This is a genomic window from Catenulispora sp. EB89 (assembly GCF_041261445.1).
Classification (GTDB): domain Bacteria; phylum Actinomycetota; class Actinomycetes; order Streptomycetales; family Catenulisporaceae; genus Catenulispora.
The window spans coordinates 665974-687988 of record NZ_JBGCCU010000001.1; the positions used below are offsets into that span (position 1 = coordinate 665974).

At 69.5% G+C, this 22015-nt stretch carries 18 protein-coding genes; 11 read left to right on the plus strand and 7 right to left on the minus strand.

What is annotated here, in order from left to right; all coding sequences use genetic code 11:
* Positions 1–26: 26 nt before the first annotated feature.
* Positions 27–671 carry a single-stranded DNA-binding protein gene (locus tag ABH920_RS03100; RefSeq protein WP_370346492.1) on the minus strand — a complete coding sequence of 215 codons (645 nt, stop codon included), beginning with the start codon at positions 669–671 and terminating at the stop codon, positions 27–29.
* Between the two features lie 30 nt (positions 672–701).
* Positions 702–1007: a 30S ribosomal protein S6 gene (gene rpsF, locus ABH920_RS03105; protein ID WP_012784585.1), complete on the minus strand. Its 306-nt coding sequence runs from the start codon at positions 1005–1007 to the stop codon at positions 702–704.
* 253 nt (positions 1008–1260) lie between these two features.
* Here rpsF and ABH920_RS03110 point away from each other — a divergent pair, with 253 nt between their 5' ends.
* The 4 genes from ABH920_RS03110 (at position 1261) to ABH920_RS03125 (ending at position 4849) form a co-directional block, all read left to right on the plus strand.
* Positions 1261–1620 (plus strand): hypothetical protein, encoded by a 360-nt coding sequence (locus tag ABH920_RS03110; protein ID WP_370346494.1) that lies wholly within the window; start codon positions 1261–1263, stop codon positions 1618–1620.
* Between the two features lie 122 nt (positions 1621–1742).
* On the plus strand, positions 1743–2531 hold the full coding sequence (locus ABH920_RS03115; protein ID WP_370346496.1) for a deoxyribonuclease IV: 789 nt from the start codon (positions 1743–1745) through the stop codon (positions 2529–2531).
* A 9-nt stretch (positions 2532–2540) separates the two neighbouring features.
* Positions 2541–3737: a lipid II:glycine glycyltransferase FemX gene (locus ABH920_RS03120; RefSeq protein ID WP_370346498.1), complete on the plus strand. Its 1197-nt coding sequence runs from the start codon at positions 2541–2543 to the stop codon at positions 3735–3737.
* A 53-nt stretch (positions 3738–3790) separates the two neighbouring features.
* On the plus strand, positions 3791–4849 hold the full coding sequence (locus ABH920_RS03125; RefSeq protein ID WP_370346501.1) for an alanine racemase: 1059 nt from the start codon (positions 3791–3793) through the stop codon (positions 4847–4849).
* Positions 4850–4876: 27 nt separating this feature from the next.
* Here ABH920_RS03125 and ABH920_RS03130 read toward each other — a convergent pair whose 3' ends face one another.
* Positions 4877–6442 carry a N,N-dimethylformamidase beta subunit family domain-containing protein gene (locus tag ABH920_RS03130; protein ID WP_370346503.1) on the minus strand — a complete coding sequence of 522 codons (1566 nt, stop codon included), beginning with the start codon at positions 6440–6442 and terminating at the stop codon, positions 4877–4879.
* A 150-nt stretch (positions 6443–6592) separates the two neighbouring features.
* Here ABH920_RS03130 and ABH920_RS03135 point away from each other — a divergent pair, with 150 nt between their 5' ends.
* Positions 6593–7363 carry a hypothetical protein gene (locus ABH920_RS03135; RefSeq protein ID WP_370346505.1) on the plus strand — a complete coding sequence of 257 codons (771 nt, stop codon included), beginning with the start codon at positions 6593–6595 and terminating at the stop codon, positions 7361–7363.
* Here ABH920_RS03135 and ABH920_RS03140 read toward each other — a convergent pair.
* The 3 genes from ABH920_RS03140 to ABH920_RS03150 all read right to left on the minus strand — a co-directional run bounded on the left by ABH920_RS03140 (position 7348) and on the right by ABH920_RS03150 (position 13642).
* The gene (locus ABH920_RS03140) at positions 7348–8883 is read right to left on the minus strand and encodes a mannosyltransferase family protein (RefSeq protein WP_370346507.1); all 1536 of its coding nucleotides are present in this window, start codon (positions 8881–8883) and stop codon (positions 7348–7350) included. The genes ABH920_RS03135 and ABH920_RS03140 overlap by 16 nt on opposite strands.
* A 113-nt stretch (positions 8884–8996) precedes the next feature.
* The gene (locus tag ABH920_RS03145) at positions 8997–10538 is read right to left on the minus strand and encodes a glycosyltransferase family 87 protein (RefSeq protein ID WP_370346509.1); all 1542 of its coding nucleotides are present in this window, start codon (positions 10536–10538) and stop codon (positions 8997–8999) included.
* A gap of 59 nt (positions 10539–10597) precedes the next feature.
* Positions 10598–13642 carry a transglycosylase domain-containing protein gene (locus ABH920_RS03150; protein ID WP_370346511.1) on the minus strand — a complete coding sequence of 1015 codons (3045 nt, stop codon included), beginning with the start codon at positions 13640–13642 and terminating at the stop codon, positions 10598–10600.
* Between the two features lie 410 nt (positions 13643–14052).
* Between ABH920_RS03150 and ABH920_RS03155 the strand changes: the two genes are divergently transcribed.
* The 6 genes from ABH920_RS03155 (at position 14053) to ABH920_RS03180 (ending at position 21251) form a co-directional block, all read left to right on the plus strand.
* On the plus strand, positions 14053–14658 hold the full coding sequence (locus ABH920_RS03155; RefSeq protein WP_370346513.1) for a PadR family transcriptional regulator: 606 nt from the start codon (positions 14053–14055) through the stop codon (positions 14656–14658).
* Between the two features lie 128 nt (positions 14659–14786).
* On the plus strand, positions 14787–15866 hold the full coding sequence (locus tag ABH920_RS03160; RefSeq protein ID WP_370346515.1) for an inositol-3-phosphate synthase: 1080 nt from the start codon (positions 14787–14789) through the stop codon (positions 15864–15866).
* 172 nt (positions 15867–16038) lie between these two features.
* Positions 16039–18567, plus strand: a complete 2529-nt coding sequence (locus ABH920_RS03165; RefSeq protein WP_370346517.1) for a cell wall-binding repeat-containing protein — start codon at positions 16039–16041, stop codon at positions 18565–18567.
* Between the two features lie 186 nt (positions 18568–18753).
* The gene (locus ABH920_RS03170) at positions 18754–19677 is read left to right on the plus strand and encodes a hypothetical protein (protein ID WP_370346520.1); all 924 of its coding nucleotides are present in this window, start codon (positions 18754–18756) and stop codon (positions 19675–19677) included.
* A gap of 182 nt (positions 19678–19859) precedes the next feature.
* The gene (locus tag ABH920_RS03175; protein WP_370346522.1) at positions 19860–20678 is read left to right on the plus strand and encodes a DUF1684 domain-containing protein; all 819 of its coding nucleotides are present in this window, start codon (positions 19860–19862) and stop codon (positions 20676–20678) included.
* A gap of 117 nt (positions 20679–20795) precedes the next feature.
* Positions 20796–21251, plus strand: a complete 456-nt coding sequence (locus tag ABH920_RS03180) for an Rrf2 family transcriptional regulator (RefSeq protein WP_370346524.1) — start codon at positions 20796–20798, stop codon at positions 21249–21251.
* A gap of 486 nt (positions 21252–21737) precedes the next feature.
* Here the strand turns inward: ABH920_RS03180 and ABH920_RS03185 are convergent, their stop codons facing one another.
* Positions 21738–21986 carry a hypothetical protein gene (locus ABH920_RS03185; RefSeq protein ID WP_370346526.1) on the minus strand — a complete coding sequence of 83 codons (249 nt, stop codon included), beginning with the start codon at positions 21984–21986 and terminating at the stop codon, positions 21738–21740.
* Positions 21987–22015: the final 29 nt, after the last annotated feature.

The window sequence follows — 22015 nt, forward strand, 5'->3', positions numbered from 1 at the left end:
AGCGGGCGTCCTGGAAAACAGGCGTCTTAGAACGGAGGCTCGTCGTTGCCCCAGCCGCCGTCGCCGCCGGATGCCCAGGGGTCGTTGCCGCCGCCCTGGTTTCCGCCACCGCCGCCGCCGGAGTTACCGCCGCCGCCACCGGAGTTGCCGCCGGAGTTTCCACCCCAGCCGCCACCACCGCCGGAGTTGCCGCCGCCGGAGTTTCCACCCCAGCCGCCGCCGCCTCCGCCGGAGTTGCCGCCGCCACCGCCGGAGTTTCCACCCCAGCCGCCGCCTCCGCCGCCTCCGCCGCCCTGGCCGCCGGGCCGGTTGGCCTTGGTGACCTTCGCCGTCGCGTACTTCAGCGACGGGCCGATCTCCTCGACGTCGAGTTCGACGACGGTGCGCTTCTCGCCTTCCTTGGTCTCGTAAGACCGCTGGCGCAGCCGCCCGGAGACGATCACCCGCATTCCGCGGGTCAGCGACTCGGCGACGTTCTCCGCGGCCTGGCGCCAGATCGAGCAGCGAAGGAACAGCGCGTCGCCGTCCTTCCACTCGTTGGTCTGCTTGTCCAGGGTGCGCGGCGTGGACGCGACGGTGAAGTTCGCGACCGCGGCACCGGAGGGGGTGAAGCGGAGCTCGGGGTCGTCGGTCAGGTTGCCGACGACGGTGATGACGGTCTCGCCTGCCATGTCAGGTCCTCAAACGTGAGAGCGGGTGTCTTACCGCTGGTCGGGACGGATGACCTTGGTGCGGACGACGGTCTCGGACAGGTTCGCCTGACGGTCGAACTCCTTGACGGCGTCCGGCGTGGCCTGCACGTCGACGACGGCGTAGATGCCCTCGCTGACCTTCTTGCCGCTCTTGGTCTTGATCTCGTAGGCGAGCCGACGGCGGCCCCAGATGTCGTTCTTCTCGATGCTGCCGCCCAGATCGCGGATGACCTTGAGGAATCCCTCGAGGGCCGGGGCGATCGAACGCTCGTCGAGGTCCGGGTCCAGGATGACCATGACTTCGTACTGACGCATATGCGTAACCCACCTCCTTTGGACTATGCGGCCACGGTCTCTCCGTGGCAGGAGGGTTTTGCGCGTCTCCCCTGGTCGGCACCGTCACAACTCGCCTGCGGCGACGCTACTCCGGCGCTCTGACACTCGGGGAACGGTCAAGGTTACCCCGGCGAGCCGTCCGGATTGAAATCCGTGTCGGTTCACCCGATCCTGGGTATTGGTCCGATTACGTTTGTGATCCGCTGTGCGCACGTGAGTGAGGTGACAGGGCATGACGCAGACGACCCCCGGTACGGGTGACTACGGCCCCGAGGTGGCCGGCCGGCCCGGATCGACGGCCGCGGACTACGCGGAGGATCCGCGCGAGCGCCCCGGCTTCCACATCGGCAGCCACACGCACGAGCTCGCCCTGACGGCGGCCTCCCTGATCCTGGGCGTGATCGCCGCCGCGATGATCGGCTGGACCGGCGGGCACGTCCTGGGCGGCTGGATCGCGCTGGCCGGCATCGTGGTCGGCCTCTACGCGCAGCTGACCTCGGACACCACCTATGAGCGGATGGTGAACGTCTGCGCGATCGGGCTCGCCGCGGTGGCCTTCGCCTTCCACATCCATCACGGCGGTCTCTGGTAGTCACTGCGGTCACTGCCGTCCCAGGAGCGTTCGCGGGCGTCTCGCGGAGGTGTCGCGGCTGTCCCGGTGCGCTGTCGGACGCCTGAGTAGCCCTGTCGGTGCCGGGCGTTAGCGTGGAGCCCATGGTTATGCTCATCGGCTCCCACGTCGGCAACGAAGATCCGATCGCGGAGGCGGCGGCCCGCGGGGCCGACGCGGTCCAGATCTTCCTGGGCGATCCGCAGAGCTGGAAGGCGCCGACCGTCGCCTATCCCGGCGGCGCCGCCGCGCTGCGGGCTGCCGCCGAGCAGGCCGATCTGGCCGTCTACGTGCACGCCGCGTACATCATCAACGTCGCCAGCACCAACAACCGGATCCGCATCCCCAGCCGCAAGCTGCTCCAGCAGACCGTCGCGCTGGCCGCCGAGGCGGGCGCCCGCGGCGTGGTCGTGCACGGCGGCCACACCACCGCCAACGACGACCCCGACGTCGGCTTCGAGAACTGGCGCAAGGCCGTGGACCAGCTGGAGCAGCACTGCCCGGTGTTCATCGAGAACACCGCCGGCGGCGACCACGCCATGGCCCGGCGGCTGGAGGCGATCGCGAAGCTGTGGGACGCCGTGGGCCACAGCGGCATCGGCCTGTGCCTGGACACCTGCCATGCCTTCGCCGGCGGCATTCCGCTGGAGAGCGCGGTCGCCGACATCAAGGCCGTCACCGGCCGGATCGACCTGGTCCACGCCAACGACTCCCAGGGCGGCTTCGACTCCGGCGTCGACCGCCACGCCAACTTCGGCACCGGTGAGATCGCCCCGCCGGACCTGATCGCGCAGGTGATCGCGGACGCCGGGAGCCCGGCGATCTGCGAGACCCCGGGCGGTCCGGAGGCGCAGGCGGCGGACATCAAGTGGCTGCGGGAGCGCGTCGCATAAGGTTGGCGCATGGTCTTGAGGGTGCGGACGCTGAGCCGCGAGGAACATGTGGCGTTCATCGAGGAGCGCACCGGACAAACGGGAGCGAAGGACGCCGCGACGCAGTCTGTCAGCTTCCTGCAGTGTCCCTCCTGGGGAGACCTGAAGACCGACTGGCGGGCCGAGTCCGTCGGCTGGGTCGACGACGCCACCGGCCGGATCGTCGGCGCGGCCCTGGTGCTGTACCGGGACGTGCCGATCCCCAAGCGCGACAAGATCCCGTTCCTGCGCCGCTCCCTGGCCTACCTCCCCGAGGGCCCGATCCTGGACCTCACCTCCGCCGACGCCGGCCAGGCGCTCAAGCTGCTGCTGGCGCACCTGCGCAAGCGGCGCGCGTTCACGGTGAAGATGGGCCCGCAGCTGGTGTCCCGCCGCTGGACCTCGGAGACGCTGAAGAAGGCCATCGCCGAGACCGAGGGCGGCGTCCGTCTGAAGGACATCAAGCCGGACTTCGAGGACCCCGCTGCGCTGCGCGTCATCGACAAGCTGCGCGCCACCGGCTGGACCCGCAAGGAGTCCGAGGGCGCCGGCTTCGGCGACTTCCAGCCGCGCTACGTGTTCCAGCTGCCGCTGGTCGACGACGCCGGCAAGCCCAGGACTCTGGAGGACATCCAGAAGGGCTTCAACCAGCTGTGGCGCCGCAACATCAAGAAGGCCGACAAGAACGGCGTCGAAGTCACCCTCGGGGGCTACGAGGACCTCGCGGAGTTCCACAAGATCTACGAGATCACCGCCGTCCGCGACCACTTCACCCCGCGGCCCCTGGCGTACTTCCAGCGGATGTGGAAGGCGATGGAGGCGGAGAATCCCAACCGCCTGCGTCTGTACCTCGCGCGCCACGAGGGCGAACTGCTGGCCGCCACGACGCTGGTCACCGTCGGGGACCACGCCTGGTACTCCTACGGCGCCTCCGACAACCACAAGCGCGAACTGCGGCCCTCCAACGCCATCCAGTGGCGCATGCTCAGCGATTCCCACGCCGCCGGCTGCAAGGTCTACGACCTGCGCGGGATCAGTGACACCCTGGACCCGGACGACCACCTGTTCGGCCTGATCCAGTTCAAGCTGGGCACCGGCGGCGAGGCGGTGGAGTACCTCGGGGAGTGGGACTACGCCCTGAATCCGCTGCTGCACCGCGCCTTCGAGATGTACATGGCCCGCCGCTAAAGGTGCGGACTCACTGCGCATCCCCTGAGCTGTTTCCCTAAGGAGTCGGAACCTTGTCGCTCACGCTGCACGTCGACATGGAGCGCTGGCGCGCCCACCAGGACGAAGTGCTGGCCCGCCACCCCGATCTGGTGCCGGTGGCCAAGGGCGTCAACGGCTACGGCATCGGCATCCCGAACCTCATGGAGGCCGCCTCCAAGCTCGCCGCAGGGGGCGTGGAGATAACGGCAGTGGGCACGGCTGCCGAAGCCGAACAGGCCAAGGACCACTACTCCGGACGCCTCCTGGTCCTCACGCCGTACCTGCTCGGCGAGGACGTCCGCGGCCTCCCGGACCGCGTCATCCGCACGGTGTCCTCGGTCGAGGCGGTGGAGGCGCTGCTGGGCCGGCGCGTGGTCGTCGACCTGATGACCTCCATGCGCCGCTTCGGCCTGGAGAAGACGGACATCCCCCGGCTCGCCACGGCCCTGGAGTCCGACCAGGCGCGCGTCGAGGGCTTCTCGGTGCACATGCCGCTGGACCGCGTGGCAGGCGACTACCTGCGCGAAGTCAGCGACTGGGTGGACGCGCTGGTCGCGGCGGGCATTCCGGTACGGACACTGTTCGTCAGCCACCTGTCCCCCGCCGAGATCAGCACACTGGCGAAGCGGCACCAGGGGACGACAGTGCGCCCGCGCATCGGCACGGAGCTCTGGCTCGGCGACCGCAAAGCGCTGCAGGCGCGCGGGACCGTGCACAGCGTGCAGAAGGTGAGCAAGGGCGACCGCTTCGGCTACCGGCAGCACAAGGTACGCGGCGACGGCTACCTGATCGTGGCCTCCGGCGGCACAGCCCACGGCGTCGGCCTGGAGAACCCGAAGAACTTCGGCCGCGGCGTCCCGGGCCTCAGATCCCGAGCGAAGTTCACAGCCCGCGCGGGCCTGGCGCTGCTGAACCGGACGATGTCGCCCTTCTCCTGGCAGGGGAAGGCGCTGTGGTTCGCGGAGCCGCCGCACATGCAGGTGTCGGTGCTGTTCCTGCCCGCCGGCGGCACCCCGCCGAAGGTGGGGGAGGAGCTGCCGGTCGAGGTGAGTCCGGTGATGACGCATGTGGACCGGGTGGTTTTCGACTGACGCTGGGTTCGGCGCCGGGGAGCGCGGCTACCCCTTCACCCGCCCCAAGAAGTTCGCCATAGCCCGAGCCACCCGCTTGTCCTGATACCCCGGGTGCCCCAGCCCCAGCGGCCACAGGAACGTGCCCGCGGTGAACACCCAAGCGCCGCTCGGCGCGCGGTAGACGCTCGTGTTCTGCACGAACTGCGTGCCGTTGGAGATCGTGTACGGCGTCGCCGTCAGTAGTGCCTGCTCCTCGGCTTTCGCCTTCGGCATCGCCTCGAAGAGCGAGTCGGCCTCGCCGCCGAGGAGGCCGGGGATCTCGTCGCCGTCCTTGAGGCCGGTGCCGGACCAGAACCAGTGCGCGGCCTCGCGGACCACCAATGGGTGGCGGCCCTTGAGGATGCCGCTGTACTGCACTCCCATGAGTTGCTGTTCGGCGCGCGGATGTCCTTCGCCGGCGCGCCACATGCCCGTGGGGAAGTCCTCGGCGTGCGGGTCCTCGAAGCCCTTGTAGCAGGACATGGTTCGCGTGGACTCGTCGTAGCGGACGTGCCAATAGGCGTTGTTCGCGGTAAGGAACGCCAGAGACGTCCCCGCCGCGACCGCCTCCTCTGCGTGCCGATACATGTCGGTGGACCAGTACTCGTCGTGGCCGGCGAAGATCAGGCCCCGGTACTTGGCCGGGTCGATGCGTCCAGCGTGCAGGTCCAGTCCGGTGGCGTAGGTGAGGTCGTAGCCCATGCCTTCGGCCCACTGGATGAAGGACTGTTCGCGCACGAAGCCGTCGGGCAGTCCGTCGGCGAAGTACGGCCGTGCGAAGGAGACCTGGGTGGCGCGCGCAGGATTGGAGATCCAGCCGCGGGCGTCTGTAGAGAACTTCGCCTTAAGCGCGGAGTCCCCTTCCGCAGCTTCCTTAGTGACATAGCCGTAGTAGACGTTCCGACCGGTGATCCCGTCGCGCGGCCACCAGTTGTACGCCTGCCAGCTCGTCGACGGCAGCACCACGAGGAAGTCCGACGCCGCCTCGTCGTCGCGCACCACGAACGGCACGTAGTTGCGGAACCCGTCGGCCTTGTCCAGCACCGCCACGTACGTCCCCGACACCCACTCCCTGGGCACGTCCAGAGTCCACGCCACCGGCCACTCCACCGCGATGCGGCCCGTCTCCGGATCGGCCGTGGGCACCGGCTGCGGCCCGGCGGTCATCGGCGGCGAGACCAGGACGCGGCGCGCCGAGGCGCCGGCGTAGTAGCCGAGGCGGTAGACGGAGATCGTGAAGGACCCCGCGGGCTCCACCGCGACGTGGAAGTCGATGGCCTCGCCGACGGCCACCGAATCGGTCGACGCGTAGCCCTTGATCTGACGCTCGTAGTCCGTCCCCGGCCGCGACTTCCCCGAACCCATCCGCCACTCTGCAGAGCCCGCCTTAGCGTTCTCCGCAGTAATACGGTTCCCGCCTGCCGGGAGCACAGACGCCGGAAGTCCTGCGCGCGGATCCCCCAGCCGCCCCGGCCCGGACTTCAGGTGCGTGGCCTTCAGGACGGCGCGCGCGGCCGAAGCCGTGTTGGTCTTCTTCGCCAGATCGCGCAGGAACTTCGACGTGCTCGACATGGGGACGATCGTAGCCGGGAGGTTTAAGGAATCCCCTCTGCGGCCCACATACGTGGCAGGACACTGTCAGCGGGGATTTGCGCGGTACCCACTACGCGCTACGCACGCATTACGCATACGCACCGAGTATCTGTTGACCGGGGGGACTAGATGACTCGTATTCCGTTCGGCACGCTCCTGTCCACCGTGTTGGTCGCTGCCGCAGCCGTGTTCTGGGCGATCACGGTCACGCACAGTGACGCGGGAGTGAGTGCCAGCCGGGCCGCCGCCTGTAGCGCCTCGCAGGCCGCGCAGGAGAACGCCTACTGCTGGGTCGACAAGCCCGCCACGATCACCGACACCGGTACCGTGTGGCGCACGATCGCCGTCAGCGACGGCACGCACGGCGGCTCCCGTTCGGTCCTGACAGGCTGGATCACGCTGAACATCCCGCCGTCGACCACGCCGGGCCCGCAGATCCCGTTCGCGGAGGCGGACTGGCCGGCGTTCGACCCGCACAAGGGTGACAAGGTCACCGCGCGCGTCGTGCGGGGCAAGGTGGTCAGCGTCGAGAGCGCGCGCGGACGGTTCGGCGTCGTGGACGGCACGCCGGCCACGTATCCGCTGGTCTTCATCTCGCTGGTGATGCTGGTCTTCGGGCTGATTGGCGCGCGCGTCATGCGCCACACCCCGCGAACCGGATTCCGCCACGGCTTCGCGCGGGTGGCGGACCGGTACCTGGTGGCGCTGACCGTCGTGGCGATCATCGTCTTCTACGTGCACCGCTCCGACCCGACGGTGTGGGGGATCGTCGCCGCCGGCGGAGCGACCGCCGCCGGCTACCTGGCCGGCGCGCGCTGGATCCGGGCCGACAAGCCCGCCCGGAACGACAAGGCTGCGCGGCCCGACAAGCCTGCCCGACCCACTCAGCCGGCCCACTGACCCGACAGGAACAGTAACGCCACCCCCGCCATGACCGGCGCGACGCAGCAGATGTAGAGCGTGCGCACCGCCGGGCGCCGGGTGGCCCACGCGCCGAGCATCGTCCACAGCGGCCACCACAGGAGCATGGTGCGTGGGACGGACATGAACCACGTGGTGGTGCCCAGCGCGAGCAGCGAGAGAGCGACGTAGAGGGCTTCGGGCCAGCGGCGCTTCAGCAGCAGGAGCGCCGTCAGCCCGAGCCCCACGACCACCGCCAGCAGCTCCAGCTGGAAGACCCACGCGGTGTGCCCCGCCTGGCTGGCCTCGAAGGCCGCGCGCCAGGTCTGGTCCCACGCGTACTTCGGGTTGCGGAACGTGCGGAACCACCCGGCGGCCTGCGCGTGCTGCCAGGCGAGCCAGTCCCCGGTGTCGTGGTGGAGGTAGAGCACATAGGCCGCGACCGGCAGCGCCGGCACGACGAGCAGCGGCGCCTGCCGCCACCGCCGCCGAGCCCGCCCCGCGAGCACGAACTCCAACGCGATGGCCGCCGCGAGGAACAACCCGTTCACGCGCACCGTGCTGGCGCCCGCCGCCAGCACGACGGCGCTCGTCCACCGATCGCGCCGCGCCGCCGCCCACGCCGAGAAGGCGAACGCGGCGAACAGGCTCTCGCTGTAGCCCGCCGCGAGGAAGACGGCCGCCGGCGCGAGGGTGAAGAAGAGCGCGGCGTTGGCGGCGGCCTGGTTGGCTCGGGCGCGGACGCCTCGGGGGAGGGGGAGGTTCGCGGAGGGCTGGACGGCGCCGCGCACGTGCCCGCCTGCGCTCGCATCGGACGCAGGCAGCGAGGCGGTTGCTTCGCTTGGCCGCGCCGGCTCCGCGGCCGCGATCGCTTGTGGCGCGGAGTCTGCGCGCGCTGAGCCGATGCCGATCGGGGAGGGCTGCGGTGCAATGGATGATTCGGAATTCGGAACCTCAGCGAGGTTGAGGGCGGCACGCATCCGGGGCAACCGAAGCACCGCATCCAGTGGATCACGGCTGCCCTCGCGACGCACCCAAGCGCCCTCGACCTCCTGCGCCGCGAGCCGCCCCAAAGCCACCGTCGCGACCGCGCCGGCCACCGCTGACACCGCCAGCCCGGCGGCGACCCAGTTCCAGACCAGGAGGTGCGCCAGCCACATCGCCACCGGAAAGCCCGGGAAGAACGCCACGTGCCTCGGGTCGGTGCCCGGTGCGAAGTACCAGTGCTGCGCGATGCTGGTGAAGATGCCCTCGTCCCAGCGGTCCCAGCGGGCCAGCCAGGGGCCCGGCGTCGTGGCCGCCGTCGCGAACACCCAGGCGCTCATCCACGCCAGGACGATCATCCCGAGCCGCGTCGCGCCCCACGCCGCCAGGGCCGTGCGGTCCCCGTCGCCGAGCCTGCGCCGGGGGCGCTGACCGCCGGATAGCGCAGGGGCACCGCCCTCCAGCGCGCCGCCCACCAGACCGCCGCTGTCCGGCACGCCGCCCTCCAGCGCGCCGCCCTCCGGCTCGCGCGCCACGACCGCCTCCCCACTGGGCTCGCGGCTATCGCTCTCCGGCAGTCGGGCCCCCGGAGCTTCGCGAGCCGCCGAAGCCCCCCGAGCCTCCCCAGCCCCGTCCCCCGCGGCCAACTTCAGGCCGAAGCAAGCTCAGGCTCGGCTCCGGCCCCGACCCCATGCCCCGCCCCCGCCCGGTGCGACCGCGGCTGCGACCACGCCCACACGTCCGGGCTGTCCGCGATCACGCCGCCCGCCGGGTCGTCGTCGACGCCGTCGGCGCGGATCGGATCGCGACGGGGGTCCATGATGTCGCGGATGATCTGCACCATCATGAACACGATGCCCGCGAGGTGGATCACGATCGCCCACACGTAGAAGTTGTCCGGCAGGCCGCGGGTGTTGCCGTTGCTCGGCCCGGCCTGCCAGACCAGGTAGTACCAGACCGCCACGTAGTACGCGACCTCGCAGCACTGCCAGATCAGGAAGTCGCGCCAGCGCGGCCGCGCCAGTGCCGCCAGAGGGATCAGCCACAGCACGTACTGCGGCGAGTACACCTTGTTCAGCAGAACGAACACCGCGACCGTCAGGAACGCCAGCTGCGCGAACCGGGGCCGGCGGCGGGCCATCAGGCCCAGCAGCGCCACGGCCAGCCAGCCGGCCAGCACCAGGGCGATGATGACGATGTTCTTGTTCGGCGGTTCCCAGCCCCACCAGTGGCGGATCGCGAACCACGGCGAGCCCAGGTCGATCGGGCGGTTGTCGTTGAACGTGAAGAAGTACTTCCAGCCCTGGAAGGCGAAGATCATGACCGGGGCGTTCACCACCAGCCAGGTCACCACCGCGGTGCCGGTCGCCTGCGTCCACTGGCGCATCCGGCCCGCGCGCCAGCACAGCACCAGCAGCGGGATCAGCAGGAACACCGGGTACAGCTTCGTCGCCGAGCCCAGGCCCAGCGCGATGCCCGCGACCACCGGTTTGTTCCGCGCCCACGCCAGCATCCCGACCGAGGCCAGCGCGACCGCGATCAGGTCCCAGTTTATGGTTCCGGTCAGCAGCAACCCTGGCGCCAGCGCGAACATCGCCGCGTCCCATGGTCTTCGTCCTGCCAGCCCGATCACCGCCAGGACGCAGACGAGCGCGAAGATGATCAGGAACCACGTCGTGACGTTGTAGAACCAGCGCACCTGGTCCGGGGTGTCGGCGCCCATCTTCTGCGCCAGCAGCGCCGCGGTCTCCATCGCCGCGCCGGCCACCACCGGGTACTCCAGGCCGTAGTTGCCGCTGGCCGCGTCGGTCTGGCGGTACGGCGTGAGGTGCTTGTCGAAGCCCCGGCCGTAGTACATGTACGGCACGTCGGTGTAGCACAGGTGGTTGTACTGCTGCTTGCCCGTGCCGTTCCAGGCCGTGGAGTAGCACGGCGAGCGCTGCGCCACCCCGAGCCCCAGCGTGAGCAGCGTCAGCAGCACCAGCACCCTGGCGACCGTCCGGATCGCGGAGCGCGACCCCAGCCGGGGCCGCCACGCGCGCGCGCCCAGCGGGCCGCCCACGGCGTCGGAGGCGGCGTTCACCACCGGGTCGTCGAGGGAGGGGGCGACGAGGGTCGGTGCCGCCGCCGCGCTCCGGCCCGTCGGTTCCGCCGACGGGCCGGGCGCCTGGTCGCTCACGTCCGAACTCACTTGCACATCGTGCCCTACCGCTCCGTCCCCCGTCTGCATGTCCTGGCAAAGATCCCGCGTCAGCCCCCGGGCGGGGCGCCGAAGGGGTTGGACGTGGTGCTGGAGGTGGTCGGCGACGTCGTCGTCGTCGGGCACAGCGGATCCGTCGGATGGTTCTGGCAGAACTTGCTCGACGGCGTGGTCGGGGTGGTGTTCGTCGGAGTGGTCGGCCCGGTGGTGTTGGTCGCGCCGGTGCCGGTCGGCTGCTGCTGCGTGGTGCTGTCCGTCGGGGTCGACGGCAGCGTCACGCACTGCTGCGAGGCCGGGTCGAACTGGGCCGGCGGCTGGCACAGCTGCTGCTGCGAGCTTGTCGTGGCCTTCGTCGGGGTCGGCGTCGGCGTCGGGGTCGGCGTCGGGACGAACACCGCCTGGCAGTTCGCCTCCGAGCCGGTCGGGGTGCCAGGCAGCGCGTTGGTGTCCGTGGCCAGCGGGCCGGCCGAGACGGACTGGCCGAAGCTCACGATGTTGCTGACCCCGGAACAGATCGGCGCGTAGGGTGCGAACGGTTTGGCGAAGTTGGTCTTGTCCTTGTTGAACTCGATGCTCATGAACTTCGTCCAGACCGACGTCGGCCAGTCCATACCGTTGATACGGGTGCTCTGGTCGTCGTAGCCAAGGCCCTTGATGGATTCGAGCGTGCCGTCAGGGGTGGATCTGAAGATCGCGACCGACGTCGCCAGCGACGAGGAGAACCCGGTGAACCAGGCCGAGTGGTTCTGGTCGGTGGTACCGGTCTTGCCGGCCAGGTTGTAGTTGGTGGACGCGGCCAGCGCGGCGGCGTAGTTGTTCGCGTTCGCCGTGCCGCCCTTCTGGAGCACCGACTGCAGCGCGTTGGTGACCCCGGCGGCGGTGTTCGCGGACATCACCTGCTTGTTGACGGTGCTGTCCTTGCGCATCGACGGCGGCGTCCACACGGTCTGCCCGGTGCGCTGGTCGATGATCGCGGTGACCTGCACCGGCTCGTGCGAGACGCCGCCGTTGTCGAAGGCGCCGTAGACGTTGGCCATGCGCATCGGCGTGATTTCCGCGGTGCCCAGGGTCAGCGAGGCGACCAGGCCGAAGTCGGGGGTGCCGGCCTTGATGCCGAGCGACTGGGCCATGTTGTAGACGGCGGGCACGCCCACCGAGGGGTCCAGCTCCAGGGCGGCGAACACCGAGTTCAGCGACTTCGCCAGGCCCTCCTTGAGGGTCGCGTTGCCGTTGACGCCGCCGGCGCTCTCGTCGTCCTCGTTGGGGGGCCAGAAGGCGGTCGCGTGCTTGGTGGTGTCGTAGAACGTCAGCGGCTGCGAGGCGCCGACCGGGTAGAACAGTGGCTTGCTGTTGCTGCCGGGCTCCGTGCTGTCCAGCGAGAACTTGCCGGACTGGAGCGCGGTCGCCAGGGTGATCGGCTTGAACGTCGAACCGACCTGGACACCACCCTGCAACGCGTAGTTGAAGGCGTTCTTCGTGTACTCCTCGGCGCCGTCCGTCCCGGTGTAGAAGGACTTCAGCTCGCCGGAGTGCGGGTCCACCGAGGCGAACGCCAAGTGCACGTCATGGTCGGACAGGTGTTTGGACTGATCGAACTTGCCGTCGCCGTTGTAGCTCGGGTCCTTCCACAACGCGTCCGCCGCCTGGACCGAGTCGTTCATCATCACCTGGTTGTACGTGGTGACGATCTTGTACCCGCCCTTGGACAGGTTGTCGATGTTCGCGTACAGCTGCGTCTGCTTGTCGTCCGGGTACTCCTGCATCTGCGCCGCGAGGTAAGCCGTGGCGGCGTCCTTCATGTAGCCGACGTACCCGGTGAGGTTCGCCGCCTTGTAGTCCTTCACCTGTGGCAGCTTGCCCTGGAACTTGTCGGTGATCGACTTGTCCACGAACTTGTACTGCGACATGTTCGCCAGGATCGCGTTGTACCGCTTCTCGAAGCGGTCGAACGTCTTGGGGTTGTCCGTGCGGGCCTTGGCGTTGGCCAGCGCCGTGGAGAAGTTGCTGGGGTCGTTGACCAGCGCGGCCAGGAAGGCCGCCTCGCCGACGTCGTTGTTGGTGAAGCTGCTGATCGGCCTGCCGAAGTAGGCGCGCGCGGCGGCGTCGATGCCGTAGGCGCCGCGGCCGAACGAGATCTGGTTCAGGTACCCGAGCAGGATCTGCTGCTTGCTCTCCGTGTGGTTGAGCTTTATGGAGATCATGATCTCGTTGATCTTGCGGCCCAGCGTCTGGTCCTGCGACAGGTACGCGTTCTTCACGTACTGCTGGGTGATCGTCGAACCGCCCTGGGTGCCGCCGCTGCCGAACAGGTCGTTCAGCGCCGAACGCGCCACACCGGTGAAGGACACGCCCGGGTCCGACCAGAACGAGTAGTTCTCCGCCGCGACGAACGCGTTCTGGAAGACCTGCGGGATCTGGTTTATGTCGTTGACCTGGTAGTAGTTGACGCCGATGTTGGCGAAGATGTCTTTGCCGTTGTCATACGTGTAGATGGTCGGGTTGCCCGCCGCGATGCTGTTCTTGACCTGCGGGATCTGCGTGTTCGCGTACGCGTAGGCCACCACGCCTATGACGGTGAACAGGAAGCCCAGGAAGACCGACAGCAACTGCTTGATCGACGGCATCCAGTGCCGCCACCCGCGCTTGCCGTAGCGCGGGTAGTTGATGAACCGCATCCACCAGTCTTTGGGCGGCAGCTCGTCCTGGCCGCGGCCGCGGGAGCGCCCGCCGCGGCCGGTGCCACCGGTGCCACCGGTGCCGCCGACCGCGCCAGTCGCGCCGGAGCGGGCCGAGGAGCGGCGTCCGGAGCCCCGCCGACCGCCGCCGGAGGCGACCTCGGCCTCGTCGCCGTAGCCGTCGCCGTACGAGTCGCCGTAGCCGGCGTTCTCGTAGCCGCGGTCGTCGTAGGACCCGTACTCGTCGTACTGGTCGTCGTAGCCGTCGCCGCCACGGCGGCCGCCGCCGCGCTTGCCGAACATCCCGGACAGTTGGTTGGTGAGCCCGTCGAGCTTGTCGGAGAAGCCGCCGCCGTTGGCCGACCGGCGCCCCCGTGATCCGCCGCCACCTCCGGCGCGCCGACTGCCGTGCTCGCTCATACCTCGGTCCGCCTCACCTGAGTCCTCTGTGGAGCCACGCTTGCCGCACGCCCCCCTGCCTGCCGGAATCCGGCGGATGCCGAACCGCCATGAACCGGCTTGCTCGCGGAGACGCCCGAAACCGGTCAGTCGGTTGCGATCCCGCCCCGCCCCGGACGCGCTACCGGCACAGGGTACGCCACGGACCCGTGCACAGAGCGCGACTGGCGCCGAAGTGTCCGTTTCGCCCCGGTCACCTGGGGACTTGTGCGGTGCGGCCGACACCCGCTAACGTCTCGATGTATCGGAGCGATACATCGAGTGGCTGTATCGAGTTGGTGTATCCGCCCGATGTATCGGCAGTGTTTGTTTCCCATGCAGGCGGCGGCGTACGGAACCGTACGGCGCGCAGGGTCGAGGAAGGAGCAGCGATGGCGAAGCGGTCCCAGATCCTGGAACTGGCCGTCCTCGGCCTGCTCCACGAGCACCCGATGCACGGCTACGAGCTGCGCCGTCAGCTCAACGTGCAGCTCGGCGCCTTCCGTGCGCTGTCCTACGGGACCCTGTACCCCTGTCTGAAGGACCTGGTCGCCCGCGGCTGGATCGCCGAGGACGACACCCAGACCGCCAACATCGCCTCCTCACGCCGGGCCAAGATCAGCTACAAGCTGACCGCGGAGGGCAAGGAGCGGTTCCAGGAGCTCATGACCACCTCCGGCTCGGCGGCCTGGGAGGACGACAACTTCGGCGTCCACTTCGCGTTCTTCGGGCGGACCAACGCCGGCGTCCGGATCCGCATCCTCGAGGGGCGGCGCAGCCGTCTGGAGGAGCGGATGGAAGCGGTGCGGGGCTCGCTGGCCCGCAGCCGTGACCGGTTGGACTCCTACACGCTGGAGCTCCAACGGCACGGTCTGGAGAGCACCGAGCGCGAGGTCAGATGGCTCAACGAGCTCATCAGGACCGAGCACGAGCAGGCGTTCCCGACTCCACCGCAGCAGCAACCCCAGCAAGGCTCCCCGGAGCCCCGGGCCTCCTAGCGCTCCCGGCGCCGAGAGGTCACACCCGAGGCCCGGTCACAGCCGGCCGGCCACTGTCCCCATTCCATAAATATGCAGGAGAACGTGCCCGTTTCCCCCGGGCGCGGAACATGAAGGAGAAACCGTCCATGGGTTCGGTTCGAGTAGCGATCATCGGCGTCGGTAACTGCGCCGCCTCGCTGGTGCAGGGCGTCGAGTACTACAAGGACGCAGACCCCAACGCCAAGGTCCCCGGCCTGATGCACGTCCAGTTCGGCGAGTACCACGTCAGCGACCTGGAGTTCGTCGCGGCGTTCGACGTCGACGCCAAGAAGGTGGGCCTGGACCTGGCCGACGCCATCGGCGCCAGCGAGAACAACACCATCAAGATCGCCGACGTCCCGCCGACCGGCGTGGTCGTGCAGCGCGGCCACACCAACGACGGCCTGGGCAAGTACTACCGCCAGACCATCGTGGAGTCCGACGCCGAGCCGGTCGACATGGTCGCCGCGCTGAAGGCCGCCAAGGCCGACGTCGTGGTCTGCTACCTGCCGGTGGGCTCGCAGTCCGCCGTCGAGTACTACGCGCAGGTCGCGATCGACGCCAAGGTGGCGTTCGTGAACGCGCTGCCGGTCTTCATCGCCGGCACCAAGGAGTGGGCCGACAAGTTCGAGGCCGCCGGTGTCCCGATCGTCGGCGACGACATCAAGTCCCAGGTCGGCGCGACCATCACGCACCGCGTGCTGGCCAAGCTGTTCGAGGACCGCGGCGTCGTGCTGGACCGCACCATGCAGCTGAACGTCGGCGGCAACATGGACTTCATGAACATGCTCGAGCGCGAGCGCCTGGAGTCCAAGAAGATCTCCAAGACCCAGGCCGTGACCTCGCAGCTGTCCCACGACCTCGGCGCCGGCAACGTGCACATCGGCCCGTCGGACTACGTCGCGTGGCTCGACGACCGCAAGTGGGCGTACGTGCGCCTCGAGGGCCGCGCCTTCGGCGACGTCCCGCTGAACCTGGAGTACAAGCTCGAGGTCTGGGACTCCCCGAACTCGGCCGGCGTCATCATCGACGCGGTGCGCTGCGCGAAGATCGCGCTGGACCGCGGCATCGGCGGCCCGATCCTGTCGGCGTCCTCCTACTTCATGAAGTCGCCGCCGGTCCAGTACTTCGACGACGAGGCCCGCGACGCGGTCGAGGCCTTCATCCGCGGCGACGTCGAGCGCTGATGAGCCCCTGGTCGGGTAGGGCGTTGACACGTCGATCGCCCTTACCGGACCAGCCGTCTACGACATAGTCCGTAGACGAAATTACGCCTCAAAATACTGCCCCGAGCCTGCAAAGGCCCGGGGCAGTTCGCGTAAGCTCCCGCGAGGTATTTAAAAACGCAAGGAGTCTTACATGGGCCGCAAGCGCGAAATTTCGGTCATATCGAGTCTCGCGGTGGCAGGCGCGGCCTTCGGCGGGACCATGGTCTCGGCACCCAGCGCCTCAGCCGCGAGCATCACGGTCTCCGCGTCCGGTTCGGACGTGGTGGCGATCAATCCGTCGGTCTTCTCCGGCGGCGCCCCGACAGATCTGGTCAGCACCCAGACCGCGCAGGTCCTGAGCAACTCTGCGCGCTACCTCGCGACCACCTGGTACAACACCACCTACAACAACGGCAACAACGTGGCGTCCGACGGTTATCTGAACCTGGACATCGCCGGCGCCGTCCCCGAGCAGAGCTTCCGGCTCCCGGGCATGGCGGCGCTGTCCATCGCGACCGCCGTGAAGCTGGGCGACTGGGACCAGTACGACTCCGGCATCACCCCGGACGAGGCCGAGAACCGCGCGGCGACCATGGTGCGCGCGCTCGCGCACCGTTACTACGCCAACAACTCGCTGGCCGGCGTGTCCACGTGGGGCAACAGCTGGCAGTCCCCGCTGTGGGCGTTCTACACCGGTCAGGCCGCCTGGCTGGTCTGGGACAAGCTCTCGCCGTGGGACCGGGACGCCGTGGCCCGGATGATGGCCGACGAGGCGAACCGGCTGATCACCGGCAACGACGTCTTCCTGACCTCGGACCAGGGCAGCCAGCAGCTGTACCAGTACAACAAGTCCGGCACGGACGTCACCCCCGGCGACACCAAGGCCGAAGAGGACAACTACGAGGCGCAGCTGCTCGGGCTGGCCGTGGCGATGATGCCCAACCACCCGAACGCCGCCAAGTGGCAGCGCCGCAACGAGGACCTGCTGATCGCGGACACCGCGACCCAGGCCGACCTGTCCAGCACCAAGGTGGTCAACGGCCGCCAGCTGAACCAGTGGCTCCAGGGCTGGAACGTGCAGCCCGACGGCACCGTGCAGAACCACAACATCCTGCACCCGGTGTACATGACGGCGCTGGACCAGTCGCTGCAGCAGGTCGGGACCTTCGCGCTGGCCGGGAAGTGCGCGCCGCAGGCGGTGACGGACAACGTCGGGCTGGTCTACAACGCGCTGACAAGTGTGACGACGTTCAAGTACGCACCGGACCCGAACAACCTCAGCCAGGACGTCACCCTCGCCAACCCGAACAACGCGCCGATCTACAACCCGTGGAGCGGCGGCAACACGGCCCAGAACGCGCAGATCAACTACCCGCAGGGCAACGACTGGGGCACCCAGTTCCCGGCCTACTACGGGTCCTTCGACGCTCTGGTCAGCGCCTACAACCTGGCGCCGAGCGCCGGGCACTACTCCGCGGCGCACAACGCCATGGAGCTCCAGCTGCAGGGCCGGTTCCACACCGGCCAGACTTACAAGCCGTGGAACCCGGCGACCACGCCCGGCGACCAGGCCGAGAACTCCTACGTCGGTGCCGAGCAGCGCGTCGGCCAGATCGCCGCGCAGGCCTACATGGCGCTGTGGCTGAACCACTCGCACACCGCGTGCTTCGACAACTCCGGCACCCCGACCCCGCCGAACGTCCCGCCGGCGCAGCCGACCGCCGTCTCCCGGCTGGCCGGCAGCGACCGCTACGCGACCGGCGTCGCGGTGTCGCAGAGCCAGTGGTCCAACGCCGGGGGCGACAACACGCCGCGGGCGATCGCCGACGCGGTCGTGCTGGCGCGCGGCGACAACTTCCCGGACGCGCTGGCCGGTGTGCCGCTGGCCAAGCGGGACCGCGGTCCGCTGCTGCTGACCGAGCCCGGGGCGCTGAACGGGGCCACCGCGGCGGAGATCCGCCGGGTCCTGCCCAAGGGCAAGACGGTCTACATCCTCGGCGGCAACCAGGCGGTCTCGCCGAAGGTGCAGCAGCAGCTGCAGGGCATGGGCTACAACGTCCAGCGCTTCGGCGGTGCGGACCGCTACGGCACCGCGCTGCAGATCGCGGAGCAGGGTATGGGTTCCCCGCACCAGGTCGTGGTGGCCACCGGCCAGGACTTCGCCGACGCCCTGTCCGCCGGCCCGCTGGCCGCCGACGAGGGCAACGCGATCCTGCTGTCCGACGGCAAGACGCTGGACCCGAACACCAAGGCCTACATCGCCGCCGCCGAGCGCAAGGACGGCGCCGCCGACCCGGCCTTCCACCTCAACGCGGTGGGCGGTGCGGCGGTTGCGGCGACCAGCTACCTGGGCGGCGCGGCGCACACCCTGATGGGCGCGGACCGGTACGCGACGGCGGTGGCTGTGGCGCAGCGCTTCGCGGCCGACATGCCGGTGACACAGTTCGGTGTGGCCACCGGCATGCAGTTCGCGGACGCCCTCACCGGCGGCGGCTACATGGCCAACGCCGGCGAGCCGCTGATCCTGACGCCCCCGACGGGCCTGGCCCCGGCGGACGCCAATCTGCTGCACACGATGCAGAGCCAGATCTCGACCATCACGCTGTTCGGCGGCCCGGTGGCCCTCAACAAGGCGGTGATGGACCAGATCGCGCACGCGGTCGGTGGTGTGGAGCGCTAAGCGCCTTTCACCGCCTCGCTCACGTTAGGCAAGGCGGCGCCCGCCGACTGAGGAATCCCCTTAGCCGGCGGGCGTTTTCCGTTGACTTGAGCTTTACTCAAGTCTCCATTTACAGAAGTCTGATATTCCAGCACATTCCTTCGTGAGGCCCATCAGGCCGTTCTCGCCACCCCACGAAGGAGACCCATGCGCACGATCCGTCTGGCCGCGCTCACCGCTGCCGCCGCCACGGCTTTCACGATGTCGATATCGACCTCGTCGGCCGTCGGGGTGAGCCACTTCGGAGCGAAGCCCATCGCCAAGGGCGCGGTCGCCAGGGCGACCCCTCAGGCCACCGGCCCCGACACCCTGTCGCTGCAGACCAACGGCAAGTCCGGCGTGGTGTCGCCGACGCCCAAGGTGTACCTCGTCTTCTGGGGTTCGCAGTGGTCCAAGGACCCGGCGAAGGTCGCGCCCGACATGCAGAACCTGTTCAAGGGCCTGTACGGCGCGAAGGACACCTGGGGCACGATCCTCACGCAGTACTGCGAGAACGCGCCGGTCGGGACCACGACGTGCCCGTCGAGCGCGACGTTCGTGAAGCACCCCAGCGCCTCGATCCTCGGCGGCGTCTGGTTCGACAACGGCGCGGCCGCGCCGGCGAACGCCACGCAGGCGCAGATCGCCTCGGAGGCGAGCAAGGCCGCCGGGCACTTCGGCAACAAGACCCAGGCGCCGAACCTCAACGCGCAGTACGTCGTGCTGTCGGCCACCGGCACCCACCCGGACGGCTTCCCGAACAGCGGCTTCTGCGCGTGGCACGACTTCACCAGCACCAGCTACGGCAAGCTCGCGTACACCAACATGCCGTACGTGCCGGACCTGGGCGCCGGAGCGTGCACCACGCTCACCGACGGGCGTCTGCTCTCCGGCATCGAGTCCACCGAGACCCACGAGTACGCCGAGACGGTCACCGACTTCTGGCCCACCGACGGCTGGAACAACACCGCCAACGGGGAGATCGGCGACGAGTGTGTGAACCTGGACGCGTACGAGACGCTGACCACCGGCAAGTTCGACGTGCAGGGGCTGTGGTCCAACAAGGCGAACGCCTGCGTGACGCACGGCTGAACCTGTGCTGAGCTGAGCTGAGCTGATCCAAGCCTGTTCGGCCGCGGCGTGCGACCATCTGGGGAGACGCGCCGCGGCCGAACCATGGGCAGGTCGTGACTCCGGCGTCGGAATACCACTAGCTTTCCGGGGCGTTGCCCCCACCAAGGCAATGCCCATAGGAAAGCTAGGGAGAGTCCAGCATGCCCGAGACGGAGCCGACCACGAAGACCCGCCCCGCGCCGGCGGAGTGGAATCAGTGGGCTGAGAAGCGCGACGCGTCCGTCTCCGCCGAGTTCGGGGTCCTCGCGCTGGTCGCCACGCACTGGCTGGAGGACGGCGCCGCGACGCGGATCGACGGGCTGCCGGGCGTGTGGGCCGCCGACGAGGCGCGGGCGAGCGTCACCGTCACCGCCACGTCGGGTGACGCGTTGCTGGTCGAGGACGTTCCGGTCGACGGCGTGCGGCTGCTGAACCCCGACCTCGCGGCGGATCCGACCGTGCTGTTCCACCACGGGCGCAAGCTGGTGCCGATCGTGCGCGAGGGCGCCCTCGCGGTCCGGGTGTACGACCCGGAGGCCGCGAACCGCCGCGGCTTCGCCGGGATCGAGCGCTTCCCCTACGACCCGGCGCTGGTCTTCGAGGCACGATACGAGCCCTACGTCCACGGCCACGTCGAGCGCGTGCTGAACGCCGACGGCAAGGAGCGCGGGCTGGCGCTGGACGGCGACCTCGTCTTCGAGCACGACGGCGCGGAGTATCGGCTCGCGGTGACGGAGGGGAGCGACGGGTTCGACGTCACCTTCGGCGACGGCACCAACGGGCCCGACACGTTCGGCTTCCGCCAGCTCGCCGTCGCCGCGCCGGAGTCCGGAAGCGGGACGACGCGTTTGGACTTCAACCGCGCGCAGCTGCCGCCGTGTGCCTTCAGCGACCACTTCATCTGCCCGGTGCCGCCGGTCGGCAACCGGCTGGAGCTGGCGGTGGCCGCGGGGGAGAAGCGGCGCGCGGCACGGCCCTGACGCCGCGGCGGACGGCGGCGCGCGGCGGCGCTCGGCGGCGGCCGCGAGCCCCCGCGAGCCCCGGACGTCCCAATTCCCAGGGAACCGGTGGGTATACCGGCTGTTAGCATCGGCACCGTGCAGATCTCAGCAAAAGCCGACTACGCGGTCCGGGTGATGCTCGAGCTCGCGGCCCACGGTCCGGAGCTGGTGAAGTCCACGGTCCTGATCGACCACCAGGGCCTGCCCCGCAAGTTCGTCGAGTCGATCCTGGTCGAACTCCGCCGCGCCGACCTGATCCGCAGCCACCGCGGCGCCGAGGGCGGCTACAGCCTCGCCCGCCCGGCCAGCGCCATCTCCATCGGCCAGGTGATCCGCGCCGTCGACGGCCCCCTGGCCGAAGTCCGAGGCCTCCGCCCCCACGAGACCGAATACAGCAACGCCGCCGAGCACCTCTCGGACGTCTGGGTCGCCGCCCGCGCCGCCCTCCGCAAAGTGCTCGACGAGACCAGCCTCGCGCACGTACTGAGCGGGAAGCTGCCGGCGCACGTGCGCCGGATGGCGGAGTCGCCGGAGGCTTGGCTGCCGCGGTAAGGCGGGTGCGGTGAGGTGGGGCGCCGGTTTCGGCGCGCTTGCTCGCGGCCGGACTGCTGGCACACTTGCTCGCCGCCGAGCCGCCGAGCCGCCGAGCCGCCGAGCCGCCGAGCCGCCGAGCCGCCGAGCCGCCGAGCCGCCGAGCCGCCGAGCCGCTGGCACACTTGCTCGCTGCCAAGCGGCTGGCACACTTACTCGCTGCCGAGCTGCCGAGCTGCCGAGCTGCCGAGCTGCCGAGCTGCCGAGCTGCCGAGCTGCCGAGCTGCCGAGCCGCTGGGCTGCCGGGCCGGTCAGTTGCCGAGCCGGCGTTCGTGTTCGGCTTGCGGCGCCCGCTGCGGCCGAGCATCGCGAGCCGCGGCCCGGCCTGGCGCAGACTTTCTTAGTCGGCCTGCGCGCGGGCCGCAGCCCCAGAGATTCGCATTCGCATTCGCGTTGAGCTTCTGAGCCCACGCGCTCGGCGAGGGCTCGAACCGCTCCGCGATCTGCCTACTGCGCCGGTGTCCCCGACTCGGCCGTCGGCGCCTGGTGGTTGTCGCAGGCCTGCCCGGTGGTCCACTGCCAGGGCGCGCCGCACCAGTTGTTCGCGAAGTCCGTGCTGACCGGGGCCGGGGCGGTGGTGGTGTCGTCCGGGACCGGGTTGCCGAGGTTGATGGCGGCGTTGGCGGAGGTGGCGCCGCCGGCGAGGACGGTTCCGGCGCTCAGCGTCAGGACGGCGAGGGTGGCGAGCTTGCGCACGGCCGACTCCTATCAATGGCAGTTCGGTG

Excerpts from the sequence above, each read along its gene's own strand:
- ABH920_RS03150 (WP_370346511.1), bottom strand. The coding sequence starts at position 13,642 with ATGAGCGAGCACGGCAGTCGGCGCGCCGGAGGTGGCGGCGGATCACGG.
- ABH920_RS03135 (WP_370346505.1), top strand. The coding sequence starts at position 6,593 with ATGACTCGTATTCCGTTCGGCACGCTCCTGTCCACCGTGTTGGTCGCT.
- ABH920_RS03155 (WP_370346513.1), top strand. The coding sequence starts at position 14,053 with ATGGCGAAGCGGTCCCAGATCCTGGAACTGGCCGTCCTCGGCCTGCTC.
- rpsF (WP_012784585.1), bottom strand. The coding sequence starts at position 1,007 with ATGCGTCAGTACGAAGTCATGGTCATCCTGGACCCGGACCTCGACGAG.
- ABH920_RS03100 (WP_370346492.1), bottom strand. The coding sequence starts at position 671 with ATGGCAGGCGAGACCGTCATCACCGTCGTCGGCAACCTGACCGACGAC.
- ABH920_RS03115 (WP_370346496.1), top strand. The coding sequence starts at position 1,743 with ATGGTTATGCTCATCGGCTCCCACGTCGGCAACGAAGATCCGATCGCG.
- ABH920_RS03170 (WP_370346520.1), top strand. The coding sequence starts at position 18,754 with ATGCGCACGATCCGTCTGGCCGCGCTCACCGCTGCCGCCGCCACGGCT.
- ABH920_RS03160 (WP_370346515.1), top strand. The coding sequence starts at position 14,787 with ATGGGTTCGGTTCGAGTAGCGATCATCGGCGTCGGTAACTGCGCCGCC.
- ABH920_RS03165 (WP_370346517.1), top strand. The coding sequence starts at position 16,039 with ATGGGCCGCAAGCGCGAAATTTCGGTCATATCGAGTCTCGCGGTGGCA.
- ABH920_RS03175 (WP_370346522.1), top strand. The coding sequence starts at position 19,860 with ATGCCCGAGACGGAGCCGACCACGAAGACCCGCCCCGCGCCGGCGGAG.
- ABH920_RS03130 (WP_370346503.1), bottom strand. The coding sequence starts at position 6,442 with ATGTCGAGCACGTCGAAGTTCCTGCGCGATCTGGCGAAGAAGACCAAC.
- ABH920_RS03120 (WP_370346498.1), top strand. The coding sequence starts at position 2,541 with ATGGTCTTGAGGGTGCGGACGCTGAGCCGCGAGGAACATGTGGCGTTC.
- ABH920_RS03110 (WP_370346494.1), top strand. The coding sequence starts at position 1,261 with ATGACGCAGACGACCCCCGGTACGGGTGACTACGGCCCCGAGGTGGCC.